This is a genomic window from Psychrobacillus sp. FSL K6-1415 (genome assembly GCF_038003185.1).
Classification (GTDB): Bacteria; Bacillota; Bacilli; order Bacillales_A; family Planococcaceae; genus Psychrobacillus; species Psychrobacillus psychrodurans.
In genome coordinates, this window is sequence record NZ_JBBOOQ010000001.1 from 1,399,180 (window position 1) to 1,423,351 (window position 24,172).

Sequence of the window (24,172 nt, forward strand, 5' to 3'; positions counted from 1 at the left end):
TAATGTGTCAACAGTTTTAGAACGCGTAACAAAAGTAATCGTTGATCGTCTAGGAGTAGATGAGAGCGAAGTGAAATTAGAAGCATCTTTTCGTGAAGATTTAGGTGCTGATTCACTAGATGTGGTAGAATTAGTAATGGAATTAGAAGATGAATTCGATATGGAAATTTCAGATGAAGATGCTGAACAAATTTCAACTGTAGGTAGTGCAGTTAAGTATATTGAAAGCAAACAAGGTTAAATTTTATGAAGTGTCAAGCTCCAGTGCCTAGACCTTCGAGTTGCTTCAGGATTTCGTTAAAGCCAAGTAAGCCTTCATTCGAAATCCTTCCAGTGCTTTTAGGGCTAATATAGGCACTTGCGCTTTTCTGGAGATTACTACATAAAATCTAATAGTAGCAGAGACGTTCTACTTATTCCGTGCGAATAGTACAGAACGTCTCTATTTCTTTTTGCACATTAGTTTAGAAACGGGTAAACTTAGAAGGACATATGATAAGTGAGAAAGGCAGATAATTCATGAAAGTAAATCGCAAAAAAAATATTACACGTAAGTCAGTTTTTTCGGAAACTGTAAAAGAACAATTTGAACAGTTCCAGGAGCATTTTCAGATTAGGTTTCAAAACTCAACATTATTGTATCAAGCCTTTACCCATTCATCTTATGTGAATGAGCATCGACGGAAATTTTTTGCCGATAACGAACGATTAGAATTCCTTGGAGACGCGGTGTTGGAGCTGTCTGTTTCTCAATATTTATTTCAACAGTATACAGGTATGAGTGAAGGGGAGTTAACTAAACTTCGAGCAGCAATTGTTTGTGAGCCATCACTTGTATTATTTGCTAATGAGTTAAACTTCGGCAAATATGTATTGTTAGGAAAAGGGGAGGAACTGACAGGTGGTCGTGAAAGACCTGCGCTTCTAGCAGACGTTTTTGAAGCTTTTATCGGTGCTTTATACTTAGATCAGGGATTAGAAACAGTGATAGAGTTTTTAGAAAAAATTGTTTTCCCTAAAATCGAACTCGGTGCTTTTTCGCATGTGATGGATTATAAAAGTCAATTACAAGAAATTATTCAACAACAAAATAATGGTACGTTAAGCTATGAAATTGTAGAGGAAAAAGGTCCGGCTCACAATCGAACTTTTGTTTCTCGGGTTATTTTAAACACTAAAGAACTGGGTATAGGAAATGGTCGTTCCAAAAAAGAGGCAGAACAACAAGCTGCAAGACTAGCCATACTCTATTTTAGGGATTCAGAACGGGAGGAATAATCATTGTTCCTTAAAAGATTAGAAATAGTTGGATTTAAGTCATTTGCAGATCGAATAGGAATTGATTTTGTTCCTGGAGTAACTGCAGTAGTAGGACCGAATGGTAGTGGGAAAAGTAATGTTACAGACGCAATTAGATGGGTATTAGGTGAGCAATCTGCCAAATCCCTTCGAGGTGCAAAAATGGAAGATGTCATTTTTGCTGGGAGTGATTCTAGAAAAGCCTTGAACTTTGCAGAAGTGACCTTGATATTAGATAACGCAGATCAACGGGTTGCTCTTGATTTTGCGGAAATTAGTGTGACTAGAAGGGTGTTTCGTTCGGGAGACAGTGAATATTTGTTAAACAAACAAACATGTAGACTAAAGGATATTACCGATTTATTTATGGACTCGGGACTTGGAAAAGAAGCTTTTTCTATTATTTCTCAAGGACGAGTTGATGAAATATTAAATAGTAGACCAGAAGATCGTCGTACGATTTTTGAGGAAACTGCTGGTGTTTTAAAGTATAAGCAACGTAAAAAGAAAGCTGAATTCAAGCTGATCGAAACAGATGATAATTTAAATCGTGTGCTTGATATTTTACATGAATTAGATGGTCGAATGGAGCCTCTACAAATCCAGTCTTCTTTGGCTTCTGATTATTTAATGATGTCAGCGGAGCTTAAGGATATTGAAATCGCGGTAATTGCCCACGACTTAAGATTATATGTTCAAGAAAATATGGAGTTACAAACAAAATTAGAAGAACTTCAGCAAATCAAACAGTCTTTGCTAGTACAAATTGATGAGTTGGAAAAAAATATTCAACAACATAGAAAACTGATGTCTGATATTGATGAAAAGCTAGATATAGAGCAAAGCGAACTTGTAGAGTCTAGTTCTGAGCTAGAACGGTTAGAGGGTAGAAAATTACTTTTGGCAGAGAAAAAGCAAAATGCTAGTCAGCAAATATCGCAGTTGAAAAAAGCTCTGGAAGAGGAACAATATAAAGTCCAAACACTAGAAGAGCAATTGAAAACTAATGGTTTAGCTAAATCTGAAAAGCTAGCTCAACTCAAAGAGCTTCGTACTAAGAAAGTTCAAATCGATCATGTTTTGAGTAAATCAGCTTCCGAAATGGAAGAAGAAATTGAAGATTTAAAAAGTACGTATATCGATTTGCTGAATGAAGAAGCAACGATGAAAAACGAAATGAAGCATATGGAGCAGCAACTTCAATTTGAATTAGTTTCTTCTGAAAGAATGACTGCAGATTATCAGGAAATCAAAGACGAATTAGAAAAACTAACAATCCGCAAAAATGAACTAGATCCATTATTGGTAAATTGTCAAAAGGATCTACAACAAAAACTAGAGGATTATAAAACCAAACGAGAAGTTTCAGAACGACTGGAAGGTTCTTTTGAAGAGCAGCAGACAATGCTTCAAAAAGCCTATCAAATGAAACATCAAATGCAAGCTAGAAGAGATTCATTGGAAGAGTTAGAATCTGAGTTTTCAGGGTTTTTCCAAGGAGTTAAAGAGGTCCTTATTGCGCGAGATAAAAAGGAACTTAAAGGAATTCACGGTGCAGTTGCCGAGCTAATTCAAATACCAGAATCATATATGACTGCAATTGATACTGCAATTGGTCCCCAATCTCAGCATATAATTACGGATAGTAGTCAGGATGCTCGAATTGCAATAGATTGGTTAAAAAAGAAAAGAGTGGGACGAGCAACATTTCTGCCTTTACAGGTTATGAAATCTCGTAAAATAAACGAATCCACACTAAATTCTATTAAGGAACATCCGTCTTTTGTGAATACAGCGGATAAACTTGTAAATTATTTAGGTGGTTATCAAATTATTGTAGAAAATTTACTTGGAAATATTATTATTGCCAAAGATTTAAAAGGTGCCAATGAAATGGCTGCCCGATTACAATATAAATTCCGTTTCGTTACTCTAGATGGGGATGTAGTGAATGCTGGAGGTTCTTTAACTGGAGGTTCAGTTAAACAGCAATCATCTTTATTTACCCGTAAAGCAGAGCTAGAGCAACTTAATGTTAAACTAGTGGAACTTGAAAAATCTGTTTTGGAAGCAGAAGTTTCTGTTTCCAAAAGAAAGCAAGAAGTTCAAGAATTGAAAAAAGATTTAGAAGAAACTCGACTCTCCGGTGAGCAATTGAGAGAGCTAGAACATAAACTACTCTCAGAATCCAGAGAATGTGCTGCTATAATTTCTAGATTGACGAATCAGTTGTTGGAATACGATGAAGAAAAAACAGAAAAGAATAATCTACATGAAGGCTTAGTTCGGAAAAAAGAACAAACTGCTTCCAGAAGCGCAGAGATTAACGAGTCGTTGACTTCTATTCAGAAGACAATCGACGAATTGCAAACATTGAAACAACAATCCCTACAAGAAAAAGACAAATTCCAAAATGAATTAGGTGAAATACTTTCTTCTATCGCGGTGGTCAATGAACAAATTTCTCAACAAGACAAAGAAAAGGTTTTATTAGATCAGTCTAGCGTAGCCAGTATACAAAAAGTGGCAACACTGCAGAAGGAAATCGCTTGGTATGAAAATGATGACCAGGGTGGTACATCTCCTGAAGAACTAATGAAACTAATAGATCAACGCAAACAGACAAAAGAACATTTAATCATCCAAATTCAATCTGGTAAAACTCAGCGTGCAGAACTTGCACAAACAATTTTACAAGCAGAAATTGCATTGAAACAGCTGCAACAACAAGCGAATATTCAACTTACGGAAGAACGTGCATTAGATATAAAGCAAGGTAAAATAGAAGTAGAAATGAGAACGTTACAAAATCATTTAGAAGAAACTTATGAAATGATATTGGAAGATGCAGAGCGGGATTATCCATTTGAGATGGATGAGGATTTAGCCCGTAAAAAGGTTAAATTATTGAAACGTTCTATTGAAGAGTTAGGTCCTATCAATCTTAGTTCGATTCAGGAATATGAACAAGTTAGCGAGCGCCACTCATTTTTGACAGAACAAAGAGAAGATCTATTATCTGCTCAAGAAACATTACATGAGGTTATTAAAGAAATGGATGAGGAAATGACGATTCGTTTTGAAACAACCTTCAATGAAATTCAACGTCACTTCAAAGTGGTGTTCCGAGAATTGTTTGGTGGTGGGCAGGCAGATTTAGTATTAACTGATCCCACTTCGTTACTTGAGACGGGTATTGATATTCTTGCTCAACCTCCAGGAAAAAAACTCCAAAATCTTTCTTTACTATCTGGTGGAGAACGAGCACTTACTGCCATTGCGTTATTATTTTCTATTCTACGTACACGCCCGGTTCCATTTTGTATTTTGGATGAAGTGGAAGCAGCTCTAGATGAGGCAAATGTAACTCGTTATAGCGATTATTTGAAGAAATTCAGTCATAATACGCAGTTTATCGTTATTACACATCGTAAGGGAACAATGGAAGGTGCAGATGTCCTGTATGGTATTACAATGCAGGAATCTGGTATATCTAAATTAGTTTCTGTTAAATTAGAAGCGGAACTAGTAACTTAAAAGGAGTTTATATATGAGCTTTTTTAAAAAATTCAAAGAGAAAATGTTAGGTTCTACTCCAGAAGTGGAAGAAACAGTTTCGATTACCAATAAGTTCAAGGAAGGTCTTTCCAAAACAAGGAACCAATTTACGTCAAAGGTTAATGATTTAGTTGCCAAATACCGTAAAGTGGACGAAGACTTTTTTGAGGAACTTGAGGAAATTTTACTTCAAGCAGATGTAGGTTTTGAAACTGTTACAGAACTGATGGATTCTTTAAGATTTGAGGTACAACGCAAAAATATTAAAAATACTTCTGGAATTCAATCGGTTATTTCTGAGAAATTAGTAGAAATTTATAAAGCTGGAGAAGACGATATAGCAGAACTTCAACTAGAAGAAAGTGGATTGTCTGTAATTTTGTTTGTCGGAGTAAATGGGGTTGGTAAAACAACAACTATTGGAAAGTTAGCTCATAGACTAAAAGAGGAAGGCAAAAATGTCATGTTAGCAGCGGGGGATACTTTCCGTGCCGGTGCAATTGATCAGCTTCAAGTCTGGGGAGATAGAGTAGGAGTCGAAGTCATTAAGCAGTCTGAAGGCTCTGATCCCGCAGCTGTTATGTATGATGCTGTAAGAGCGGCTAAATCTCGCAATGTGGATGTGTTGATCTGTGATACTGCGGGGAGATTACAAAACAAAGTTAACTTAATGAATGAGCTTGAAAAAATTCATAGGGTAATTTCTCGTGAGATACCTGATGCTCCACATGAAGTGCTATTAGCTCTTGATGCTACTACTGGACAAAATGCACTTGTTCAGGCACAGACATTTAAAGAAGTAACAAATGTGACGGGAATAGTCTTAACTAAGCTAGACGGTACTGCAAAAGGTGGTATAGTGCTTGCTATACGCAATAAACTTCATATCCCAGTTAAATTTGTTGGACTAGGGGAAAAAATGGATGATTTACAACCATTTGATGCTGAGAAGTATGTATACGGACTTTTTGCTGATGGATTGGATTTAGAAGACGCGGAAGAGTCAGACAAGTAATTTTACTTGACAGTTGTCTCTTCTCTTACTAAAATATAGTATGACAAGTGAAATGGTAAGGAGAGATGGGAATGATTGAAAAAACAACTCGCATGAATTTTCTCTTCGATTTTTACCAGGCTTTATTAACAGATAAACAAAGAAGCTATATGCAGCTTTATTATTTAGACGATCTATCTCTTGGAGAAATTGCAGAAGAATATACTATTTCTAGGCAAGCGGTATATGATAATATACGCCGAACTGAAGCTATGTTGGAAGAGTATGAGGAAAAGCTTAGTCTGTTTTCTAAATTTCAACGTAGACAAGAAACTGTGGAACAACTGCTTTCTCTTGTAAAAGATCAATCATCTGAAAAAGAACTGATTCAACTCATTAATCAATTAAAAGAATGGGATTAGGAGGCGAACGAGCATGGCATTTGAAGGGTTAGCTGAGCGACTCCAAGGCACACTTCAGAAAATAAAAGGTAAGGGGAAAGTTTCTGAAGCCGATGTAAAAGAAATGATGAGAGAAGTTCGATATGCACTTCTTGAAGCAGACGTTAACTTAAAAGTAGTAAAAGAATTTGTCAAAAATGTATCGGATCGTGCCGTTGGGCAAGACGTGATGAAAAGTTTAACACCAGGACAACAGGTTGTTAAAATCGTTAAAGATGAATTGACGGAACTTATGGGGGGAGAGCAAAGTCAAATTTCTTTCTCTTCTAGACCCCCGACAGTTATTATGATGGTCGGTTTGCAAGGTGCAGGGAAAACAACAACTACCGGTAAATTGGCCAATATTCTACGTAAAAAGTATAATAAAAAGCCTCTATTAGTTGCTGCCGATATCTATAGACCAGCGGCAGTCCAACAGTTACAAACTATTGGGAAACAGCTATCATTACCTGTGTTTGCATTAGGGACAGATATTTCTCCTGTTGAAATAGTCAAACAGGCTATGGAGCAAGCAAAAGAAGAACATCACGATGTAGTCATTATAGATACTGCAGGGCGACTTCATATTGATGAGACACTTATGCAGGAACTAAAGGATATCCGTGCAATCAAAGAGCCTGATGAGGTGTTTTTAGTTGTAGATGCAATGACAGGTCAGGATGCAGTCAATGTTGCGAATAACTTTAATGATGCTATAGGTATTACAGGTGTCGTTTTAACGAAGCTTGATGGAGATACACGCGGTGGTGCTGCATTATCTATTCGCTCTGTTACTCAAAAACCGATTAAATTTGTCGGGATGGGTGAAAAAATGGATGCATTAGAGCCATTCCACCCTGAACGAATGGCTTCTCGAATTTTAGGTATGGGCGATATGATGTCACTTATAGAAAAGGCTCAGGCAAATGTCGATGAAGAAAGAGCAAAGGAATTAGAAGAAAAATTCCGCACGCAGAGTTTTACATTTGATGACTTCTTAGAGCAAATCGGCCAAGTGAAACAAATGGGACCCTTAGATGAAATTCTAAAAATGCTACCAGGTGCAGGTAAAATCAAAGGATTGGAAAATGCGAAAGTGGATGAAAAACAGATGGATCGTGTAGAAGCCATCATTTATTCTATGACAACGCAAGAAAAAACAACTCCTGAGATTATTAATGGACCAAGAAAAAAGAGAATTGCTAAAGGATCTGGTACATCTATTCAAGATATAAATAGATTACTGAAACAATTCGAAGACATGAAAAAAATGATGAAACAAATGACCAACATGCAACAAAAAGGCAAGAAAAAGATGAAAATGCCAGGTCTAGACTCGTTGTTTAAGTAGAGTTTTACTAAAAAAAATAGGGTGTTAAGAAAAAACACTTTACAAACAAATAAAACCTTGATAATATACTATCTTGTGTGAAACTATTCGGAGGTGCAATGAAAATGGCAGTTAAAATTCGTTTAAAACGTATGGGAGCAAAAAAATCTCCTTTCTATCGTATTGTAGTAGCAGACTCTCGCTCACCACGTGATGGTCGTCAAATTGAAACAGTAGGTACTTACAACCCACTTACTAAACCAGCTGAAGTTAAAATTAACGAAGAATTAGCGTTAAAATGGCTTCAAGACGGTGCGAAACCATCTGATACAGTACGTAACTTGTTCTCAGAACAAGGAATTATGGAAAAATTCCATAACGCAAAACTCGGCAAATAATCGGAGGGGACAATGTGAAGCAGCTGATCGAAGCAATCGTTAAACCGATAGTTGATTATCCAGAAAATGTAAAGGTTGAAAAAGAAGAAAGTATAAACCGTATAGTTTATAAACTTTCTGTTCATCCTGAAGATATGGGGAAAGTAATTGGCAAACAAGGGCGTGTCGCGAAAGCAATTCGTACAATTGTTTACTCAGCAGCAGGCAGTCACCAAAAGAAAAAAACATATGTCGACATATTAGATTAAAGGGAGAACAATTTGTTCTTCCTTTTTTGATAGTTATGAAAACATTATACTCAGATGTCTAGCTCCAGTGCCTAGTCCACCTGAGTTGCTTCAGGATTTTACGTAAAGCTCGTCACAGAAGAACGTTGTCAGGGCTGACCTAGGCGCCTGCGCATTTCTAAAAGATTAAGAAGGTATATAAAATTGTACCGTGTACACTGTGTTTTAAGGATGAAAGAATGAATAAATAATACTACTGATTTGCGTTACAAGTGGAGAACAAAGGCCAAGTGCGCCACGTCTTGTGGCAAAGCCTTTGTGACCAACATCCTGTTGGCATCCGCGGGCGAGGTCGAGCCTCCTCAGTCAGGCGCTACGATTCTTCCTAGCGGAGTCTCGACTTTCTCGCTTATTCCGCTGGAGTCGCCACATTTCACTACAATCAATTAAGTGAATAGTACTGCACTATAAGATTTTGCATAGTCTATCGCTTGGATAATAAATTTAGTCAGGGTAATATAGGGATAAAATCGTCTGTTGAACTGAGCTACTATTTTGTAAAGAAGAATGTAGAAAGTGGATCTTCTTTTTCCTAAGTCCCTTTTTTCTTTACTTGTTTTAAGATAAATCATGTGTACTTAGGTGATTTTATACTAGTTAGCCAAACATATTAAGTGGATTTAATTGATTGGAGCGCAGAGCGGCGACTCCAGTGGGAAAAGCGCGAGATGAAGACCCTGGACTGAGCGAAAGCGAAGGAAGCGGCTGAAGCCGTGCCCACGGAAAGCGTCCGCTCGGAGCGGAAATCAATGACATATCTACATTTTTATTTTTAAAGGTCCGGGCGTCTTTTTTTACACGGTTTTCTTACTAGGAGGTAATCTTAATGGAATGGTTTAATGTAGGTAAGATAGTAAATACACACGGTATTTGGGGAGAGGTTCGAGTAATCTCTACGACAGACTTTGCTGACGAACGCTATGAAGTTGGAAGCGAACTTGCGTTACATAAAGCAGATGGTTCTAAACCAATTATTGTTAAAGTAGCAAGTCATCGTCAACATAAGAATTTTGATTTATTAACTTTTGAAGGATACTCATTGTTGAAGGATGTAGAAGCATTTAGAAACGCAATTTTAAAGGTTTCTGAAAAATACCTTTCAGAGTTAGAAGAAAATGAGTTCTATTTTCACGAAATTATAGGTTGTACAGTAGAATCTACTGAAGGTGAAATTATTGGAACTATAACAGAAATTATTCAAACTGGCGCCAACGATGTTTGGACTGTGAGACCCGAAAAAGGAAAAAAAGACCACTATATTCCTTATATTGAAGACGTAGTGAAATCAATTGATATTGAAAATAAAAAAATCAAAATAGAAGTATTGGATGGTCTGTTATCATGATGAACATTCACATTCTTTCTCTTTTTCCAGAAATGTTTACTGGTGTATTTAATTCATCGATTTTGAAAAAGGCCCAAGAAAAGAATGAAGCAACGATAAATGTAGTAAATTTTAGGGATTACTCAGGTAACAAACATCATCAAGTGGACGACTATCCATATGGCGGTGGTGCAGGGATGGTGTTAAAGCCTGAACCTATTTTTAATGCCATAGAGGCTCTTCCGCCAAGTAAAGGACCGAGTAGACGCATTATCCTTTTGTGTCCTCAGGGAGAACGTTTTACGCAGAAAAAAGCGGAAGAACTAGCACGGGAAGAAGAGCTTGTTTTTATTTGTGGACACTACGAAGGCTATGATGAACGAATTCGAGAGCACTTAGTGACAGACGAAATTTCTATTGGAGATTTTGTTTTAACAGGTGGCGAGCTTGCAGCCATGACGGTGGTGGATAGTGTTGTGAGATTATTGCCTAATGTCTTAGGTAATGCAGAATCGCATGAGAAAGATTCCTTTTCCACTGGTTTGCTAGAGCATCCCCATTATACTCGTCCAGTCGAATTCAGAGGTCATACAGTTCCAGATGTTTTAATGTCTGGAAACCATGCAGCAATTGAAAAGTGGCGCAAAGAAGAATCATTAAAAAGAACATTCATGCGCAGGCCAGATTTATTGGAGCGGATTGAACTAACCTCCGACGAGGAGAGTTTATTAAAAGAAATAAAAGGATAGTAAATTTCTAATAATTATTGCATCCAATAATTAGTTGTGTTATATTTTACTATGTGCTTTTATGAAAAGTACTGATTTTGGGTGTTCCGCTGCAACAGCAACTGTGTGTAAGAGCATTCTACAGAAGGAGAGAAAATGATGCAAAACATTATTTCAGAAATCACTAAAGAACAATTACGTTCAGACCTTCCAACATTCCGTCCTGGGGACACAGTTCGTGTTCACGTTAAGGTTGTTGAGGGAACTCGCGAACGTATCCAAATGTACGAAGGTGTTGTAATTAAACGTCGTGGTGGCGGAATTAGCGAAACTTTTACAGTTCGTAAAATTTCATCCGGTGTTGGTGTTGAACGTACATTCCCTGTACACACACCAAAAATTGCAAACTTAGAAGTTATCCGTCGTGGTAAAGTTCGTCGTGCTAAATTGTACTACTTACGTGACCTACGTGGTAAAGCAGCTCGTATTAAAGAGCGTCGTTAATAGCAAAAGTAAATGTTGTAGTAAAGGTGTTTACACTTTTGCTACAACATTTTTTATTATAATTATGTCCGAGTTAAAGAAATATTTAATATGATTTGTTCACAAATATTTTAGAATAGTGGCATTTATATCAGATGATCATAATAGATTCATTAAAAGGCTATTTTCTATTTAGTTCATATAAACAAATCACGTAAACAACAAGAAAAGTGGACAATTGTTTTTGCTTGAAAAGAGATTTCCTTGTACAATAAAGACAATAACCAAAGGGGGCAAGTTGATGGAACAAGTAAAAAAAGAAAAGAATGAATTATGGGAGTGGTCAAAAGCTCTATTAATTGCTTTTGGACTAGCAGCAATAATTCGCTTCTTTTTATTTACACCTATCGTAGTAGACGGAGAATCAATGATGCCTACTTTAAAAAATGGGGATCGTATGGTTGTCAACAAAATCGGCTATATGGTTGGTGAACCTGATCGTTATGACATAGTAGTATTTCATGCCCCAGAGCAAAAAAATTATATAAAACGTGTAATTGGGCTTCCTGGTGATCATGTAGAGTATAAAAATGATCAGTTGTATGTAAATGGAGAAGCTATGGAAGAACCATATTTAGATCAATACAAAAGTGAAATAACAGAAGGTACTCTTACAGATGATTTTACTTTAGAAGAGATTACTCAGGAGACAGAAATCCCTGAAGGTTATATTTTTGTAATGGGAGATAATCGAAGATATAGTAAAGATAGTCGACATATTGGCTTAGTTAAAATTGATGAAGTTATTGGAAATACAAATATTGTTTTTTGGCCACTCAATGAAATTGGTTTGATAAAGTAAAAAGGAAGTGCACTATGACAATTCAATGGTTTCCTGGTCATATGGCCAAAGCAAGAAGAGAAGTAACCGAGAACTTAAAATTAGTGGATATCGTATTTGAATTAATAGATGCACGTTTACCGCTATCATCTAGAAATCCTATGATAGATGAAGTTATACATCAGAAAACGAGACTACTTATATTAAATAAAATGGATATGGCTGATGAAACACAAACTAAAAAGTGGATTGCTTATTTTGAGGAAAAAGGTCACCCTGCGGTGGCGATTAACTCTTTAGAAGGTAAAGGGCTACAAACTGTATTCAAGGCGGCAAAAGAGCTATTAAAGCCTAAATGGGACCGTATGAAGGACAGGGGTATAAAGCCAAGAGCAATCCGTGCAATGATTGTTGGTATACCAAATGTGGGTAAATCAACATTGATTAACCGATTTGCCAAGAAAAATATTGCGAGAACCGGTAATACACCAGGTGTAACGAAAAAGCAGCAATGGATCAAAGTTGAAAGAGAAATTGAATTGCTAGATACTCCAGGTATCTTATGGCCGAAGTTCGAGGATCAACAAGTGGGCTATAAGCTTGCCCTTACTGGTGCTATTAAAGATGCAGTGATTAATATGGAAGATTTGGCAGTCTATGGCTTAAACTTCTTGCAGAATCACTATCCAAAACGGATGGAAGAACGGTATCAAATAAAAGAGATGAGCGAAGATTTAGTAGAAACATTTGACAAAATTGGGAAGTTAAGAAGATGTTATACTAACGGTACAGAAATAGATTACGATCAAGTATCGGAACTGATTGTTCGGGACGTTCGAAACCTACATCTAGGAAGATTAACATTCGATTTTGTAGAGGAATATTAAACTGACATACTACCCTTTTTGCCACTGGTAAAAAGGGTTTTCTCTTTTCAAAAGAGTGTCCTATGAGTACATAATGGAACGTGCGATGTTGATTTCTGCTCCAGGGATGTGGCATGCTTTAACTTTTGCCCCTCTCAAAAGGTTCTTTAGGGCTTTCAGCTCGTGAAACTGACGCTTCCCTTCCGCTCCAATCAACGATATCGACTTTTAAAGAACCAATAAATATTGTAATAAAAGTATACTTTCGTTTTTAATTGAAACAAACAATTATGAAATTGACTCAAATGCCGATACATAGATTAGATATAGAAAGAATGTGAATAAATTGTTAAGTCTAAAAGAGATCAAAAATAAATTGGAACAATCAACGGGCTCGGAAGATTGGATAACTGAGTTAGAACAGGATGAACGAATTGGTGCTAGAAAACTATGGACGAGCTGGAAAAGAAAACAACAGCTTCTACAATTAGAACGTCAATCGCATGAACAAAAAGTTGTCTTCGATAGAAGCTATTGTTCTCTGGAAAATGAATTAGTAGCAGGGGTAGATGAAGCAGGTAGGGTTATATTACTTTAGAAAAGAGTGTCTAACTAAAAAATATATTACCAATAATTTGTTTGACTAACTATGGGTTGATATCTAGAATGAATATAGTTATGTATCACCTGAAAAGGTGATTTTTTTTTACAGATATTAGCCAGTGGGAGTAAGTTCTATATTAGTGAAAGAGATAGATTCTATATTATATTTATTATTATTATTAATTGGAGCAGATGTATCGTAGATTTTACCCAGTACCTTTTGTAACAAAGTTATCTTGAAAGAAATGTGGTTTTGTTTAGAAAGTTATAACTGGATAAATATGGGCTTCTAATATAAGTGTGGCCGAAGGAGCTATAAAGAATATAATCGATAAATTCATATTGGAAATTAAACAGTTAAATGGGGAGTTTTGAGGATGATCGTATGTGGAGTGGATGAAACAGGTAGAGGTTCGGCAATTTCAGGGGTATGGGTTTCGGCGTGTATTCTTGATCCCGACAAACCTATCGAGGGTTTAAGAGATTCGAAGAAACTTTCTGCTAAACGACGGGAAGAGCTGGCTGAAGAAATTAAACATAAAGCTCTTAGCTGGAGTATCGAAATAGCATCCCTTGAGGAAGTAGAAACCCTTAATGTTCTGAATGCAACTCTTCTTGGCATGAAAAGGGCCATAGAAGGCTTGCATATAAAACCTAATAAAGCACTTGTCGATGGTAATAAATTACCTAACATCGATATTCCAGCTGAGGCCATTGTGAAGGGTGACGATTTGATTCCTGCCATCAGTGCAGCTTCTATTTTAGCCAAAGTTGCACGGGATAAAGCAATTAAGGAGTTGCACCAGATTTATCCCCAATATGGTTTTGACAAGCACAAAGGTTATTTAACAAAAGTTCATATGTTGGCGTTAGAGGAATATGGACCTTGCCCTATCCATCGAAAAACATATGCTCCCATTCGCAAGTTATTAGAGAAACAATTGGAGTTGTTCTGATGGCAAAAAAAGCGTTATTAAAGAAAACGGTGGTAAAGCAACCTGAAGAATTATCGAATGTCAGCTCTCTAACACTTGATGTTTCTGAGAAATCCATTCTTTCAAGGGTTGCTGCAAGAGAGTATTTGCCTTCTGTAACATATGTAAATAATTATCACGTAAAGGATAGAGGGAAAGTTGGTAACTATATAGTTGATTTCTCTGAATTAGTAAGTAAATATCCAAAAAATAAGGCCTTAATTGAGCAACTTATCGCAGGCATGAACGAAATTATAGTACCCGATTGTAGCAAAAATACTATTAAAGATATTGCTAAAGGAGTAAGAGTTTTTCTTGAGTTTCTTAATAGCGACAACAATTTGAGTAATAATTATGTAACAAATGTAAATGATATTAACATATTAGTAGCTAAATCATTCTCTAATTACTTACGGAGTACCTATCCGAATGATAGTCGTTGTCGCAAATGGTTTGCAGCAATTAAACGAATTGTGCATCGATTACAAGAGCTATTTCCAAAGGATCCGTTAATAGGATTGGGTTTTCAGTGGCCAACTGGTCCGGGAACAAATGAGGATACAATTGAGGGATATCATCCCAGAGAAATGAAGGAGTTAATTGATGCTTGCATACAGGATATTAAGAATATCAAGAGTTTTCATCAGGAGTATCTAAGCATTGATGAAGAGCTTGTAACTGAAGAATGGAATATAGAGAACATTATATATTATCTTCATGAGAGTATGATGAAAACTGAAGAAAGTCGTTTAAAGAGTAAGCAAACTGAAAGAGGTTGGATTAAAAAGCTTATTAGTAGGTCCCCAAATGCCCAGAGAGCAATGGCTGAACTAGGGTACACATTTGAGCAGATACAAGATATATACATACAAAGAGGGCCGGAACTAGCTTCCCGCGGACGTTCTCCATTTGCGACCCGAATTTCTCAACGCCCTGATCAAGAAAGAGCCATATCACAATTTAATTTAGCTTTAGGCACATTAAAGAAACGGTTCCCACTATTCCCTTATTATGTGCCTATTGACGAAGCTAAGAATTTGTTAAATAGCAACACTAGAATGCTAACGGCTAAAAATCCATTGGCATATAAGGTTAACAGTGCTGTGTGGCATAGTTGTGGTAAAATCAAATTCATGGACGGAACATTGGGGAAAATGGCGGTTTACGCCGCAAAACACTTTGTAAGCGATACTTTATATCCGTTTTTCCTTCTTGCTTTAATAAATACGGGTTGGAATGTTGAAAGTTTACTCTCAATAAGTGATGATGTGGATGCGCATATAACGCCGGATCTAATAGATCCTGAAAATTATGTAATGATTCACGGAAGAAAAATACGCGGTTCAAATGATAAGGAATTTTTAAAAGTTACACGTCGCTCAAACAAAAACAAAATGATAGACACTTATCAGCTACTCAAATATGTTGAAAGCATAACTACCCAATATAAAGATAGCCCTTACTACAGGCCGGGGTTTTTATGGCAATTTACTATTCCCGAATCTCAAAAAGATATTATTTCATCATTCAATGAACAACCAATCTTTACAGGTGTTAGTAAAAGATTTATCGAGCGTCATAACTTTAAATATTTTTCAGATATAACCGGTGTTTCTCATCCAAAGGTTCGATCTGGGTATGTTTCATATAAACAACTTTTGGGTGTATCTGAACGAGAACTCGGTGAAGATCTAAGTCAGAATGACGTAGAATCCATCAATAATTATATATCTGATGAAAGTACCAACTTTGTACTTGATTTAACGATAAAAGAAATTCAAAAGCAATTTGTTGAAGATTTGACTAATTTCAAAGTTCGGGTAGTGAAGTCAACATCACTCCGATCCCTCCGTAATGCCATCAATGATGCAAAGACGGAGCAAGAGAAGTTGAAATTAATAAAAAAAGAAGCATTAAAGCTTCACTTAGATGAAAAAACGATAATACACTTACTGGATGCAGGTTCGCAAAAATATATTCTCGTATGTGAAGATGCTATGAACCCGTCGTGGCCGGGGTCTAATGATTATGTTGGAGAAGGAAAAAAATGTAGATATTTTAACAAGTGCGCTCTTTGTAAACAAGCTATTGTATTCCCCGAAACCCTGCCTTATATAGCCCGGAGAATTCTAGATTTGGATAAGTTAAAAAAATCACATAGTTCTTCTGAATGGGTACTTAAATACGGTGATGAGTATGACGCATGGAATCAAATTTTAGAATATTGGAACAATGAGGGCCAAGTAAAAGAAGCATGGGAATTGGCTAGGATGGGTTTTGTAGTATTACCACAGATAATGAGAGGTGTGTAGAATGGGGAAAAATCTGTATGATCTAGCTATTGACCAAATAACAGAAAAATACAAGGCAGAACTTATGGATGAAGTAATAAAAGACGTTAATCCACAATTTGAGGAAGAAAAGATAGATGAAATGTCTTTTAATTTCTATAGCCTATCAGATATCCCATTTGACAAAATACAAGATTTTAAGGTTAGTAAACTAAGCACTTATAAAGATATTCTTTGGGATTGGAGGCAAGAGGGAAGCCAAATTTATAAAGATGATTGCTTTTTCTCTTGGGACAAAGAAGTTTCGGAGGGTGTTTCGCTGATTGCAAATGAAAACAAATACCTATGTCGGTTGCTCAAAATGATAGCGTTTTATTCCTTACCTCAAAATGCTTGTTTACAAAATGTAAAATCTTTTAATACATCCAAAGCAATTTTAAAGCAACTTCAAAGTTTAGGAAAGTTTCTTTATAAACATAGGCTTTTTATTGATATTCAAGGAAATGGGTCTTTTACTAACACTGTTTACTTAACAAAAGAACATTTTACAGACTTTATCAAAAATGATTTGAAAGAACCTGGTGCTGTCTATAACTTTGCTAAACAAGTTAAACATTGGGCGGGACTATCTAAAAGTAAGTTGATTCCAGTGGATTATCGCCTGAATTTTGAACCATTCGATGCCGATATGTATTCAAAAATGGCCAAAGAAGCGGAAGATAATAAGGGCGAGTATTTGCCTATATCAATTGATACGCTTTCGGAGTTAGTTCCTTATTGCATAGAAAATATTGAAAAAAAATCTGCCGAAGTTCTGAAAATATACAGCATCCTTTGGCCCGTTATTGCTGGGGGGGATAACGCTAAAATCCAGTCCTTTGAATGGGGTAAAGCTATTTACAATTTGTTGAATATGGATTTGAAGATATTAGATCTTCAAATTTTTAAATTCACGGATTATAGTCAAGTTACTATGAGCAGGGACTTAAATAACAAACTTAGAACTGCCGTTAAGAATCACCCTGAGTGGAATAAGCATAATTCAATTTACACTTCAAATATTTGGAAATTAAAGCATAGCGAAGTAATAAATATAGCTTTGGAACTAGAAATTGAATTAGAGAGTATAGACATTGCTATTGTATATGATGTATTTAAAATTAAGATAAAAGCTATGGAACTTGTAACGGAGTTAAGAAATTCATGCGTTGTCATTCTCTTTTTGGTTACGGGAATGAGAAATAGTGAAATGTACCTTCTTGAAGCCGGTAATTGTTGGCAAGTTAAAGGGTCTGAAGATGATTTCCGAATTAGAATAACAATTTTTAAAACATCCGAAGGTTCTACAGGTGATCCGATAGTTCTTCCAGTACCAGCAATAGCGTATAAAGCGTTTAAATGTTTAGAAGCACTTACAGAGAAGGCTCGTATATGGGGAAAATCAAAGAAGTTGATGGTTAGTTCTACTACAAACTTCGGAAAAGAGATTCTTGCTCGAAGTATTAATCAGTTTCTTGGCCGTTGGTGTGAAGATCTTGGAATAGAACATATTCATCCTCATCAGTTTCGTAAAACAATTGCAATGTTTGCAATTTACCAAAATCCGAACAACATCAGTGTTATTAGGAGACTATTTTCCCACAAGAGTCTGGCAATGACGCTCTCATATATCGTGAAAATGCCCGGTATGGCTGAAGAAATGAAACTAGCTGTTATTGAAAGAAATAAAGAGTTACTTAGTGAATTACTAGAAGCTTTAGATAAAAAATGTATTGCTGGTGTAGCAGGAAACAGGATTAAAAGATTAGTTGAAGAATCAACGATATTTAAGGCAAAATTGAATGATGACGGTTGGGAGGGCCTTGAGCAGTATATTCAAATCTTACTACAGGACGGTTTAAACATTTTGCATCGGACGTCTTTCGGAGCAATTTGTACAAATACTCATTCTGGATTAGTTCATTTAGCGCCGGAATCTTGTAATTGCAATGTTACGGATTGCAATTGGTCTGTATTCACAGTCAAATCGGTAGAAGACCTTGAAGATACTATCAATTTTCATGCTAATTTTATAAAAGATGATTATTGTAGTGAGAGTCAGAAGCGTTTTTCAAACAAAACTATAAGGGATTGTATTGAAAGGTTGTACGAATTAAAAGGAATTGATTATGTAAAATGGTGTTTTCCAGATCTTGTAAGTGAAAATTTCCTGACTTCAGAGGCAGGGGGGCATAATCGTGGCGAACAAAATATTAAAGCATGATGAAGCGCTTAAACTAGTTTATTCCGTAGTTGCATCTTTACGAGATAGTGGAAAGGAAAAAATTACGATTACAGAGGTATCAGAAATCTCTGAGGTTAGTCGTGCAACTATCTATTCGAAACACCCCGATTGGGTTGAAGTACGTGATGTCATAAAAAGCAATAAGCCCTCTTCGAAGCTCAAACTAGCTTCAACCAAAAATTATGAACAAACCAAGTGGCAAATAGAAGCTCAACGACTTGAGGGTGAATTAAGAATTTGCCAAGAAAAGTTGGATTTTATAAGTGGACAGGCTGATAATGTTTTCAAGAAACTCCTTGATGAACTTCATAAATATATGCACCTAGCCAAAAAAACTCCTGAACAAATAGGAAGAGAAACCAATACTCTTATCGAGTTAAATGAACTAAAAGATCGTTGTGAATTCTATGAAACAGAGATTAAAAGATTAAAAATTGATTCAGGTCGTAATACCAATATGGTTCCCTTTGTGAAAAAAGAAATAATTGACGTGTACTCGGAAACTCAAAGAGCAAATATTAGTAATTTGGATTTACTTGAGTTAACATACGATTCTTTACTGAATTTGAATAATTTATTTAGTAAAAGTTATCCACCTAATGTCGTTTATGTATTATGCGGAAACTTCGCAAGTGGAAAATCCTCTTGGATAGCAGATCACAAACCACAGAACGTAGGCTCCGTAGTGTACTTCGATGGAACAAATCATACTCAATCAATTAGGAGAATGATCTTGAAGTATATAAGAAACCAAAATTCTGATTGCAAGATTGTTTGTGTAAGAATTTTGTGTGATACGAGAGAGTGTTTAGAAAGAAATGTAAACGAGAGCAGGATTAGACTTAAAACTACTATTCCTAGTGATTTTATTATTAGGTTTGCTGAGAAATTTGAAGAGGTTTCGGTTAATGAAGGATTCAATGAAATCATTATCGGGGGGGGGGCGTGATGTCTGAATCGGGACGGATTAAAGGAGCTAACAACGTAAAAGCATTTATTGAATTTATAAAACTCCATAATCAACAAGACGATTGGCTCAATTACCTTAACCCTAGTAACGAAAAGTTAAGAAGATCACATATATGTGAAGAGTGTGGCTTTAGTAAAAGTGCGTTGAGACAAAATCCATTGCTTAAAGATATGTTAAAGAATCTTGAGTTGGAGTTACTGCAAAAAGGGGTGTTAAGAAATAAATCCTTGCAGCAGGAAGAACTTAATTATCCTGACCAAAACGAGTTTGTTAAGTCATATAACGAAAAGTTAATGAAACTAAGAGATAGTATTGATATGGTTGATAAGATGATTGCTTTATACCAATTGGAATTGGAAAGATTAGATTAATATATTTTAATTTTAGTAACAGCTCATGTCTTCTCATAAGGCTTAAATTATAAAAAAGGTAGAGGAAGGTAATATGCATCTGTTTAATACTGATGGTTTGAAAAATACTGATGTATCTCCTAAAGATACTGTTCCAATTTTTTTAGATGATGATTTTCGAGCTATAGAAGGACCGAGTTATTGGGCAATTGCATTAGCGCAAAAAAAGTCCAGAAGCATAGAAACTCTAAAGCAATACACAACAGTTCTAGCAAGATTCCTTCAATGGCGAGATGATAATGGAATAAAAGCAACAAATTGGCAATTGACAGATGAAGATGTAATAAACGCTTATATCGGATATTTAATAAATAATAGAGACATTAAAGGAAGACCGAGTAATAAAACTATTGAGGATTATATAGCTATATTGAGTTACTTTTTTAAATGGACAACAGAAAAAGGATATAAACATTATTGGAAAATGGATTTAGAGAAAGTTACCGTTCGTATAAAGGATAGCTCTGCAATGGTTAAAACGGAAAAACAAGTAGAAAAGCGAATGCGTATAGGAAATGGGTCAACCATGCATGTTGACCGTGAGAGAGATAAGTTTATTCACAAAGAAAACATTCCAAGAATTGTGGAATTATTTGATGATGTTGTATACGGCTTCATTGTTCTTGTTTTATGGAAAACAGCACTAAGACCTAAAGAGTTATTCCAGTTACCATACAAGGGTACAGGGTTAAATGCAGGATTGAAACGTTATCGTGACGAAGAGTTATCAGATCTAAAAGAAATCTTGTTTCGGTTTGAATCAAAAGGAAAAGATAGGGACATCAAGTATCCACCCGATGTTTGGGCTGTTATATGCAGAAAATGGATGCCCGAACGGGTTAAACGTGCTGCAAGATATCAAGAAAGAAATAACGGTGAAATGCCACCAAATAATGCGTTGTTTTTATCAAAGAATGGGAAGGTTGTTACACCTAAAATGCTTCAAGACAACTTTGATAAAGTAGCGAAAGATTCTAGATGTCCTGAGAAGAAAATTACTCCATATATGTTTAGACATGCTTTTGCAACATACTTTATTTTGGATAGATTAAAACAATATAAATTACTAGGTAAAGCTTATGCTTATAATGCCGTAATAGATGCTGAATTGCGTGAGTGGATGGGGCATGAGAATATTAGTACTACATATAAATACTATGTCCATTTGGTAAATCGTTATTTTCATAATGGGTTATTAGAGATTCTCGATGATCCTATCAACAAAGAAATATTTAAAGCTATTGAAAAACAGTAATGATTTTATGTCGGGGATGTATCTTTAAGAATTTCGCATGCTTGTTGCATCAAAAGGTGCGTAAAGAAGAGGTTTTATTGACGAAGACATTGAAATGTTCATTATTTAATAACTGTAAATAAATATAGATCTAGTAGTTATCGGAGTAGAGGACTAAATAGCTTGCAAGAAATGGTTTTAGGAAGTGTAAGTCATAAGGTCATATAACGTGCAAATTGTCCAGAGTTGATTATAAAATAGGAAAATTAATTACACAGCAATGGTTATTGTCATAATTGTTACGACTCTAGTTACACCTTGTAAAGTGCTTGAAAGAAAAATAAAATCGCCAAAATTGGCGATTTTATTTTATTTCATTTTTCTTGTAGATATCATTAATAGCTTCACTAAAAAGATCTCTGTCTCTTAACGCTAAAGTAAATAATATTCCTGAGTAAACAAATGATTGTGCATATGCTCCAATGCTTGGATATAGTTCAGTTACCATTAAAGGCAGAGGTATGTTCTCTATTTTAATTTTTCCTTTGGATTTCTTTTTAAGAAAATAAGTATTAGTTGCACCATTAAAATTCAAACTTAGGTGAGCTTCGGCGTTTCTTAAATTCCTATTGATGACAGCAATTATTTTGTTATAACTTTCTATATCGTTATTTTCTAATTTAGTAAGCTTATCAAAAAGCGTTAGATTGTAAATTTTATAATAGTTGTAGGGTTTGCCTTTAATAATTTGTTGAAGCACAAGCAAAGTAGTAAGTGTTTTTCCTAAGAACTCCACCCCTTTAGAATATGTATTAGACAAAGAGGAACCTAATTTTTTCTTTTCGGAAATTTTTTGTGAACCAGCTAATTGTAAAAGATCGTTTTTTGTTTCGGTAAACAATCTTGCATATTCACTGTAAGCTGACATATACTCCATTTCTGAATTTTCCTTTGGACCGTAGAAAAATGAAGTCATTACATCAATTGTTTCTTGTGGTTGTATTTTGTAAGCATTAAAATATATCTTAAAAAACATTTTTATATATTCTTTCTTTAGCTCGTCGTGACTTTGTTCCTTTCCATCGATCCATAAACGTAATGATTCATATAGAGAAAGATCAACAGGAATTCTATCTCTTCTAGTTGTAGCCATTTTTACTTCTTCTCCAAAATATCCTTCTAAAGCTAGTTCGTCTAATTCGGTACTTGCATCTAAAAACTCTTGAAATATCGTTTCCAAAATCCATCCCCCTATACTATAAGTTAGTTTCCCTCTTTCTTACTTGAAAGGTTATATATAACTATAAGTTTATAGCATTTCATTGTTAAAAACGAGCTATTTTATAGAAGAAATGACAAAACCTGCTACTAAAGATTTAGTTGTATGCTCATAGCGGTGCCTTATTTAATAATGAGCAGTAGAATAAAAATAAAAGAGACCTTTTACGAGAAGGATTCTTTTAGAAGAGACATACATCCAGTAGTTTATAAACAATCATTTCAAAGTTGTCCCTAACGTAGCAAATGCTTTTGAAAATAAGCCAATTAAACAAGTGAATAATATTCTCATTGGTGTCAGCCACCACTGATTAATAATTCATTCCTTCATTTCCTTTCCTCTCTGAAATGTCAATGACTATACCAAAAATATAATACTTAAACTTGGTTGAAGTACAGCTACCAAGACCAATATCCTGTAATTTGTCATTTACTTTTAGGCTATGTTAATTGAGGAAAAAAGAAAAGATTGATTCAGACACAAAAAGATCATAAAGATCTATATAAATTTTATTAGATTCATATATGTTAGATTCTGCACAGTTTCTTCATATTTATTCTCTATACTATTTCAGAGGATTGCGTTAATCGGTTTTCCCATAGTGAGACAAATCCTACATGGATTTGTTTGAATAATATTCTTTAAGGTTTCGAATCATTCCATTATTACTTAGAACTCTTTCGTTAGTTAAAGTCCATTTAATATAAGATATGAGAATTAGCGGAATTTTAGGAGAACCAATAAGTTTAGTGACTTATTTAAACTCTTTGTCTTGCTAGAAGGATAAGAGAGCATTGTAAGTAAAATATCTGCATGAAAGGATAGGTGAAACTATTTGTTTGAACAATTAAGCTTATTTTTAGCTTTTGGGGCGGGGTTACTGTCATTTATATCACCTTGTTCATTACCTCTTTACCCTGCATTTCTTTCTTATGTTACTGGGGTGTCTTTAAATGAACTAAAAGAAGATAAAGGAATACTAAATAGGAAGGCATTGGTACACACGCTTCTATTTTTACTTGGATTTTCAGCCATCTTTATGGCTTTGGGTTTCTCCACTTCTTTCATCGGGACGATTTTCCTTCAATACCAAGACTTACTAAGACAAATTGGTGCGATTATCATCGTATTTTTTGGTTTAGTAGTTATTGGGGTTTTTAAATTTGAATTTTTATTATCAGAGAAAAGAGTCCAATTTAGAAAAAGACCTAAAGGTTATATAGGATCCGTATTGATTGGTATGGGATTTGCTGCTGGATGGACACCGTGTACAGGACCAATACTTGCAGGTGTAATTGCTTTAGGAGTGTCTGACCCAGAAAGAGGAATGTTGTATATGCTATTTTATGTACTAGGTTTCTCCATTCCGTTTCTCATAATGTCATTATTTGTTGGAAAAATGAAGTTTCTTCAAAAAAGAAGTGGATTGTTTATGAGGTTAGGAGGATCTTTAATGATTGTAATGGGCGTTTTGTTGTATTTTGATATGATGACAAAGATTATTGCATTTTTGACTCCTTTTTTTGGAGGATTTACAGGGTTTTAGATTCCCATTAAAATTTATTAGAAAGTGGGTTTT

Annotated in this window: 22 protein-coding genes and 1 pseudogene; 22 read left to right on the forward strand and 1 reads right to left on the reverse strand. The window is 35.3% G+C overall.

The window, feature by feature from the left end; genetic code table 11:
* Positions 1-4: 4 nt before the first annotated feature.
* The 21 genes and pseudogenes from acpP to MKY60_RS06560 all read left to right on the forward strand — a co-directional run.
* Complete coding sequence (acpP, locus tag MKY60_RS06460) at positions 5-241, forward strand: acyl carrier protein (RefSeq protein ID WP_090562659.1); 237 nt, start codon at positions 5-7, stop codon at positions 239-241.
* A gap of 278 nt (positions 242-519) precedes the next feature.
* Positions 520-1,278 carry a ribonuclease III gene (gene rnc, locus MKY60_RS06465; protein WP_090562656.1) on the forward strand — a complete coding sequence of 253 codons (759 nt, stop codon included), beginning with the start codon at positions 520-522 and terminating at the stop codon, positions 1,276-1,278.
* 3 nt (positions 1,279-1,281) lie between these two features.
* A complete protein-coding gene (gene smc / locus MKY60_RS06470; RefSeq protein ID WP_093494442.1) occupies positions 1,282-4,836 on the forward strand; it encodes a chromosome segregation protein SMC in 3,555 nt (1,184 codons plus the stop codon).
* Between the two features lie 13 nt (positions 4,837-4,849).
* On the forward strand, positions 4,850-5,872 hold the full coding sequence (gene ftsY, locus MKY60_RS06475) for a signal recognition particle-docking protein FtsY (RefSeq protein WP_090562650.1): 1,023 nt from the start codon (positions 4,850-4,852) through the stop codon (positions 5,870-5,872).
* Positions 5,873-5,943: 71 nt separating this feature from the next.
* Positions 5,944-6,273, forward strand: a complete 330-nt coding sequence (locus MKY60_RS06480; protein WP_090562647.1) for a putative DNA-binding protein — start codon at positions 5,944-5,946, stop codon at positions 6,271-6,273.
* A gap of 13 nt (positions 6,274-6,286) precedes the next feature.
* The gene (gene ffh, locus MKY60_RS06485) at positions 6,287-7,642 is read left to right on the forward strand and encodes a signal recognition particle protein (RefSeq protein WP_093494443.1); all 1,356 of its coding nucleotides are present in this window, start codon (positions 6,287-6,289) and stop codon (positions 7,640-7,642) included.
* A 104-nt stretch (positions 7,643-7,746) separates the two neighbouring features.
* Positions 7,747-8,019, forward strand: a complete 273-nt coding sequence (gene rpsP / locus MKY60_RS06490; RefSeq protein WP_053590001.1) for a 30S ribosomal protein S16 — start codon at positions 7,747-7,749, stop codon at positions 8,017-8,019.
* Between the two features lie 14 nt (positions 8,020-8,033).
* A complete protein-coding gene (locus tag MKY60_RS06495) occupies positions 8,034-8,267 on the forward strand; it encodes a KH domain-containing protein (protein WP_090562641.1) in 234 nt (77 codons plus the stop codon).
* A gap of 865 nt (positions 8,268-9,132) precedes the next feature.
* Positions 9,133-9,651 (forward strand): ribosome maturation factor RimM, encoded by a 519-nt coding sequence (gene rimM, locus MKY60_RS06500; protein ID WP_093494444.1) that lies wholly within the window; start codon positions 9,133-9,135, stop codon positions 9,649-9,651.
* Positions 9,651-10,379, forward strand: a complete 729-nt coding sequence (trmD, locus tag MKY60_RS06505; RefSeq protein WP_093494568.1) for a tRNA (guanosine(37)-N1)-methyltransferase TrmD — start codon at positions 9,651-9,653, stop codon at positions 10,377-10,379. Before rimM ends, trmD begins: the two co-directional genes overlap by 1 nt.
* 138 nt (positions 10,380-10,517) lie before the next feature.
* A complete protein-coding gene (rplS, locus tag MKY60_RS06510) occupies positions 10,518-10,862 on the forward strand; it encodes a 50S ribosomal protein L19 (protein ID WP_090562635.1) in 345 nt (114 codons plus the stop codon).
* A gap of 280 nt (positions 10,863-11,142) precedes the next feature.
* Positions 11,143-11,703, forward strand: a complete 561-nt coding sequence (lepB, locus tag MKY60_RS06515; RefSeq protein ID WP_093494445.1) for a signal peptidase I — start codon at positions 11,143-11,145, stop codon at positions 11,701-11,703.
* A 14-nt stretch (positions 11,704-11,717) separates the two neighbouring features.
* A complete protein-coding gene (gene ylqF / locus MKY60_RS06520; protein WP_093494446.1) occupies positions 11,718-12,569 on the forward strand; it encodes a ribosome biogenesis GTPase YlqF in 852 nt (283 codons plus the stop codon).
* A 355-nt stretch (positions 12,570-12,924) separates the two neighbouring features.
* Positions 12,925-13,146: a hypothetical protein gene (locus MKY60_RS06525; RefSeq protein ID WP_340929105.1), complete on the forward strand. Its 222-nt coding sequence runs from the start codon at positions 12,925-12,927 to the stop codon at positions 13,144-13,146.
* Positions 13,147-13,528: 382 nt separating this feature from the next.
* A complete protein-coding gene (gene rnhB / locus MKY60_RS06530; protein WP_340929107.1) occupies positions 13,529-14,107 on the forward strand; it encodes a ribonuclease HII in 579 nt (192 codons plus the stop codon).
* Positions 14,107-16,437, forward strand: coding sequence for a hypothetical protein (locus tag MKY60_RS06535; RefSeq protein WP_340929108.1), 2,331 nt, complete (start codon positions 14,107-14,109; stop codon positions 16,435-16,437). The genes rnhB and MKY60_RS06535 overlap by 1 nt, the downstream gene beginning before the upstream one ends.
* A gap of 1 nt (position 16,438) precedes the next feature.
* Positions 16,439-18,679, forward strand: a complete 2,241-nt coding sequence (locus tag MKY60_RS06540) for a tyrosine-type recombinase/integrase (protein WP_340929109.1) — start codon at positions 16,439-16,441, stop codon at positions 18,677-18,679.
* Positions 18,654-19,649 carry a hypothetical protein gene (locus MKY60_RS06545; protein ID WP_340929111.1) on the forward strand — a complete coding sequence of 332 codons (996 nt, stop codon included), beginning with the start codon at positions 18,654-18,656 and terminating at the stop codon, positions 19,647-19,649. The genes MKY60_RS06540 and MKY60_RS06545 overlap by 26 nt, the downstream gene beginning before the upstream one ends.
* Positions 19,649-20,041, forward strand: coding sequence for a hypothetical protein (locus MKY60_RS06550; RefSeq protein ID WP_340929113.1), 393 nt, complete (start codon positions 19,649-19,651; stop codon positions 20,039-20,041). Before MKY60_RS06545 ends, MKY60_RS06550 begins: the two co-directional genes overlap by 1 nt.
* A gap of 73 nt (positions 20,042-20,114) precedes the next feature.
* The gene (locus MKY60_RS06555; protein WP_340929114.1) at positions 20,115-21,335 is read left to right on the forward strand and encodes a tyrosine-type recombinase/integrase; all 1,221 of its coding nucleotides are present in this window, start codon (positions 20,115-20,117) and stop codon (positions 21,333-21,335) included.
* A gap of 144 nt (positions 21,336-21,479) precedes the next feature.
* Positions 21,480-21,542, forward strand: a pseudogene (locus tag MKY60_RS06560) (universal stress protein); the annotation flags it as partial.
* 136 nt (positions 21,543-21,678) lie between these two features.
* Here the strand turns inward: MKY60_RS06560 and MKY60_RS06565 are convergent.
* Positions 21,679-22,554: a hypothetical protein gene (locus MKY60_RS06565; protein ID WP_340929115.1), complete on the reverse strand. Its 876-nt coding sequence runs from the start codon at positions 22,552-22,554 to the stop codon at positions 21,679-21,681.
* 874 nt (positions 22,555-23,428) lie between these two features.
* Between MKY60_RS06565 and MKY60_RS06570 the strand changes: the two genes are divergently transcribed.
* Entirely contained in the window at positions 23,429-24,139 is a 711-nt protein-coding gene (locus MKY60_RS06570; protein WP_340929116.1) for a cytochrome c biogenesis CcdA family protein, read from the forward strand.
* The last annotated feature ends 33 nt before the right edge of the window (positions 24,140-24,172 follow it).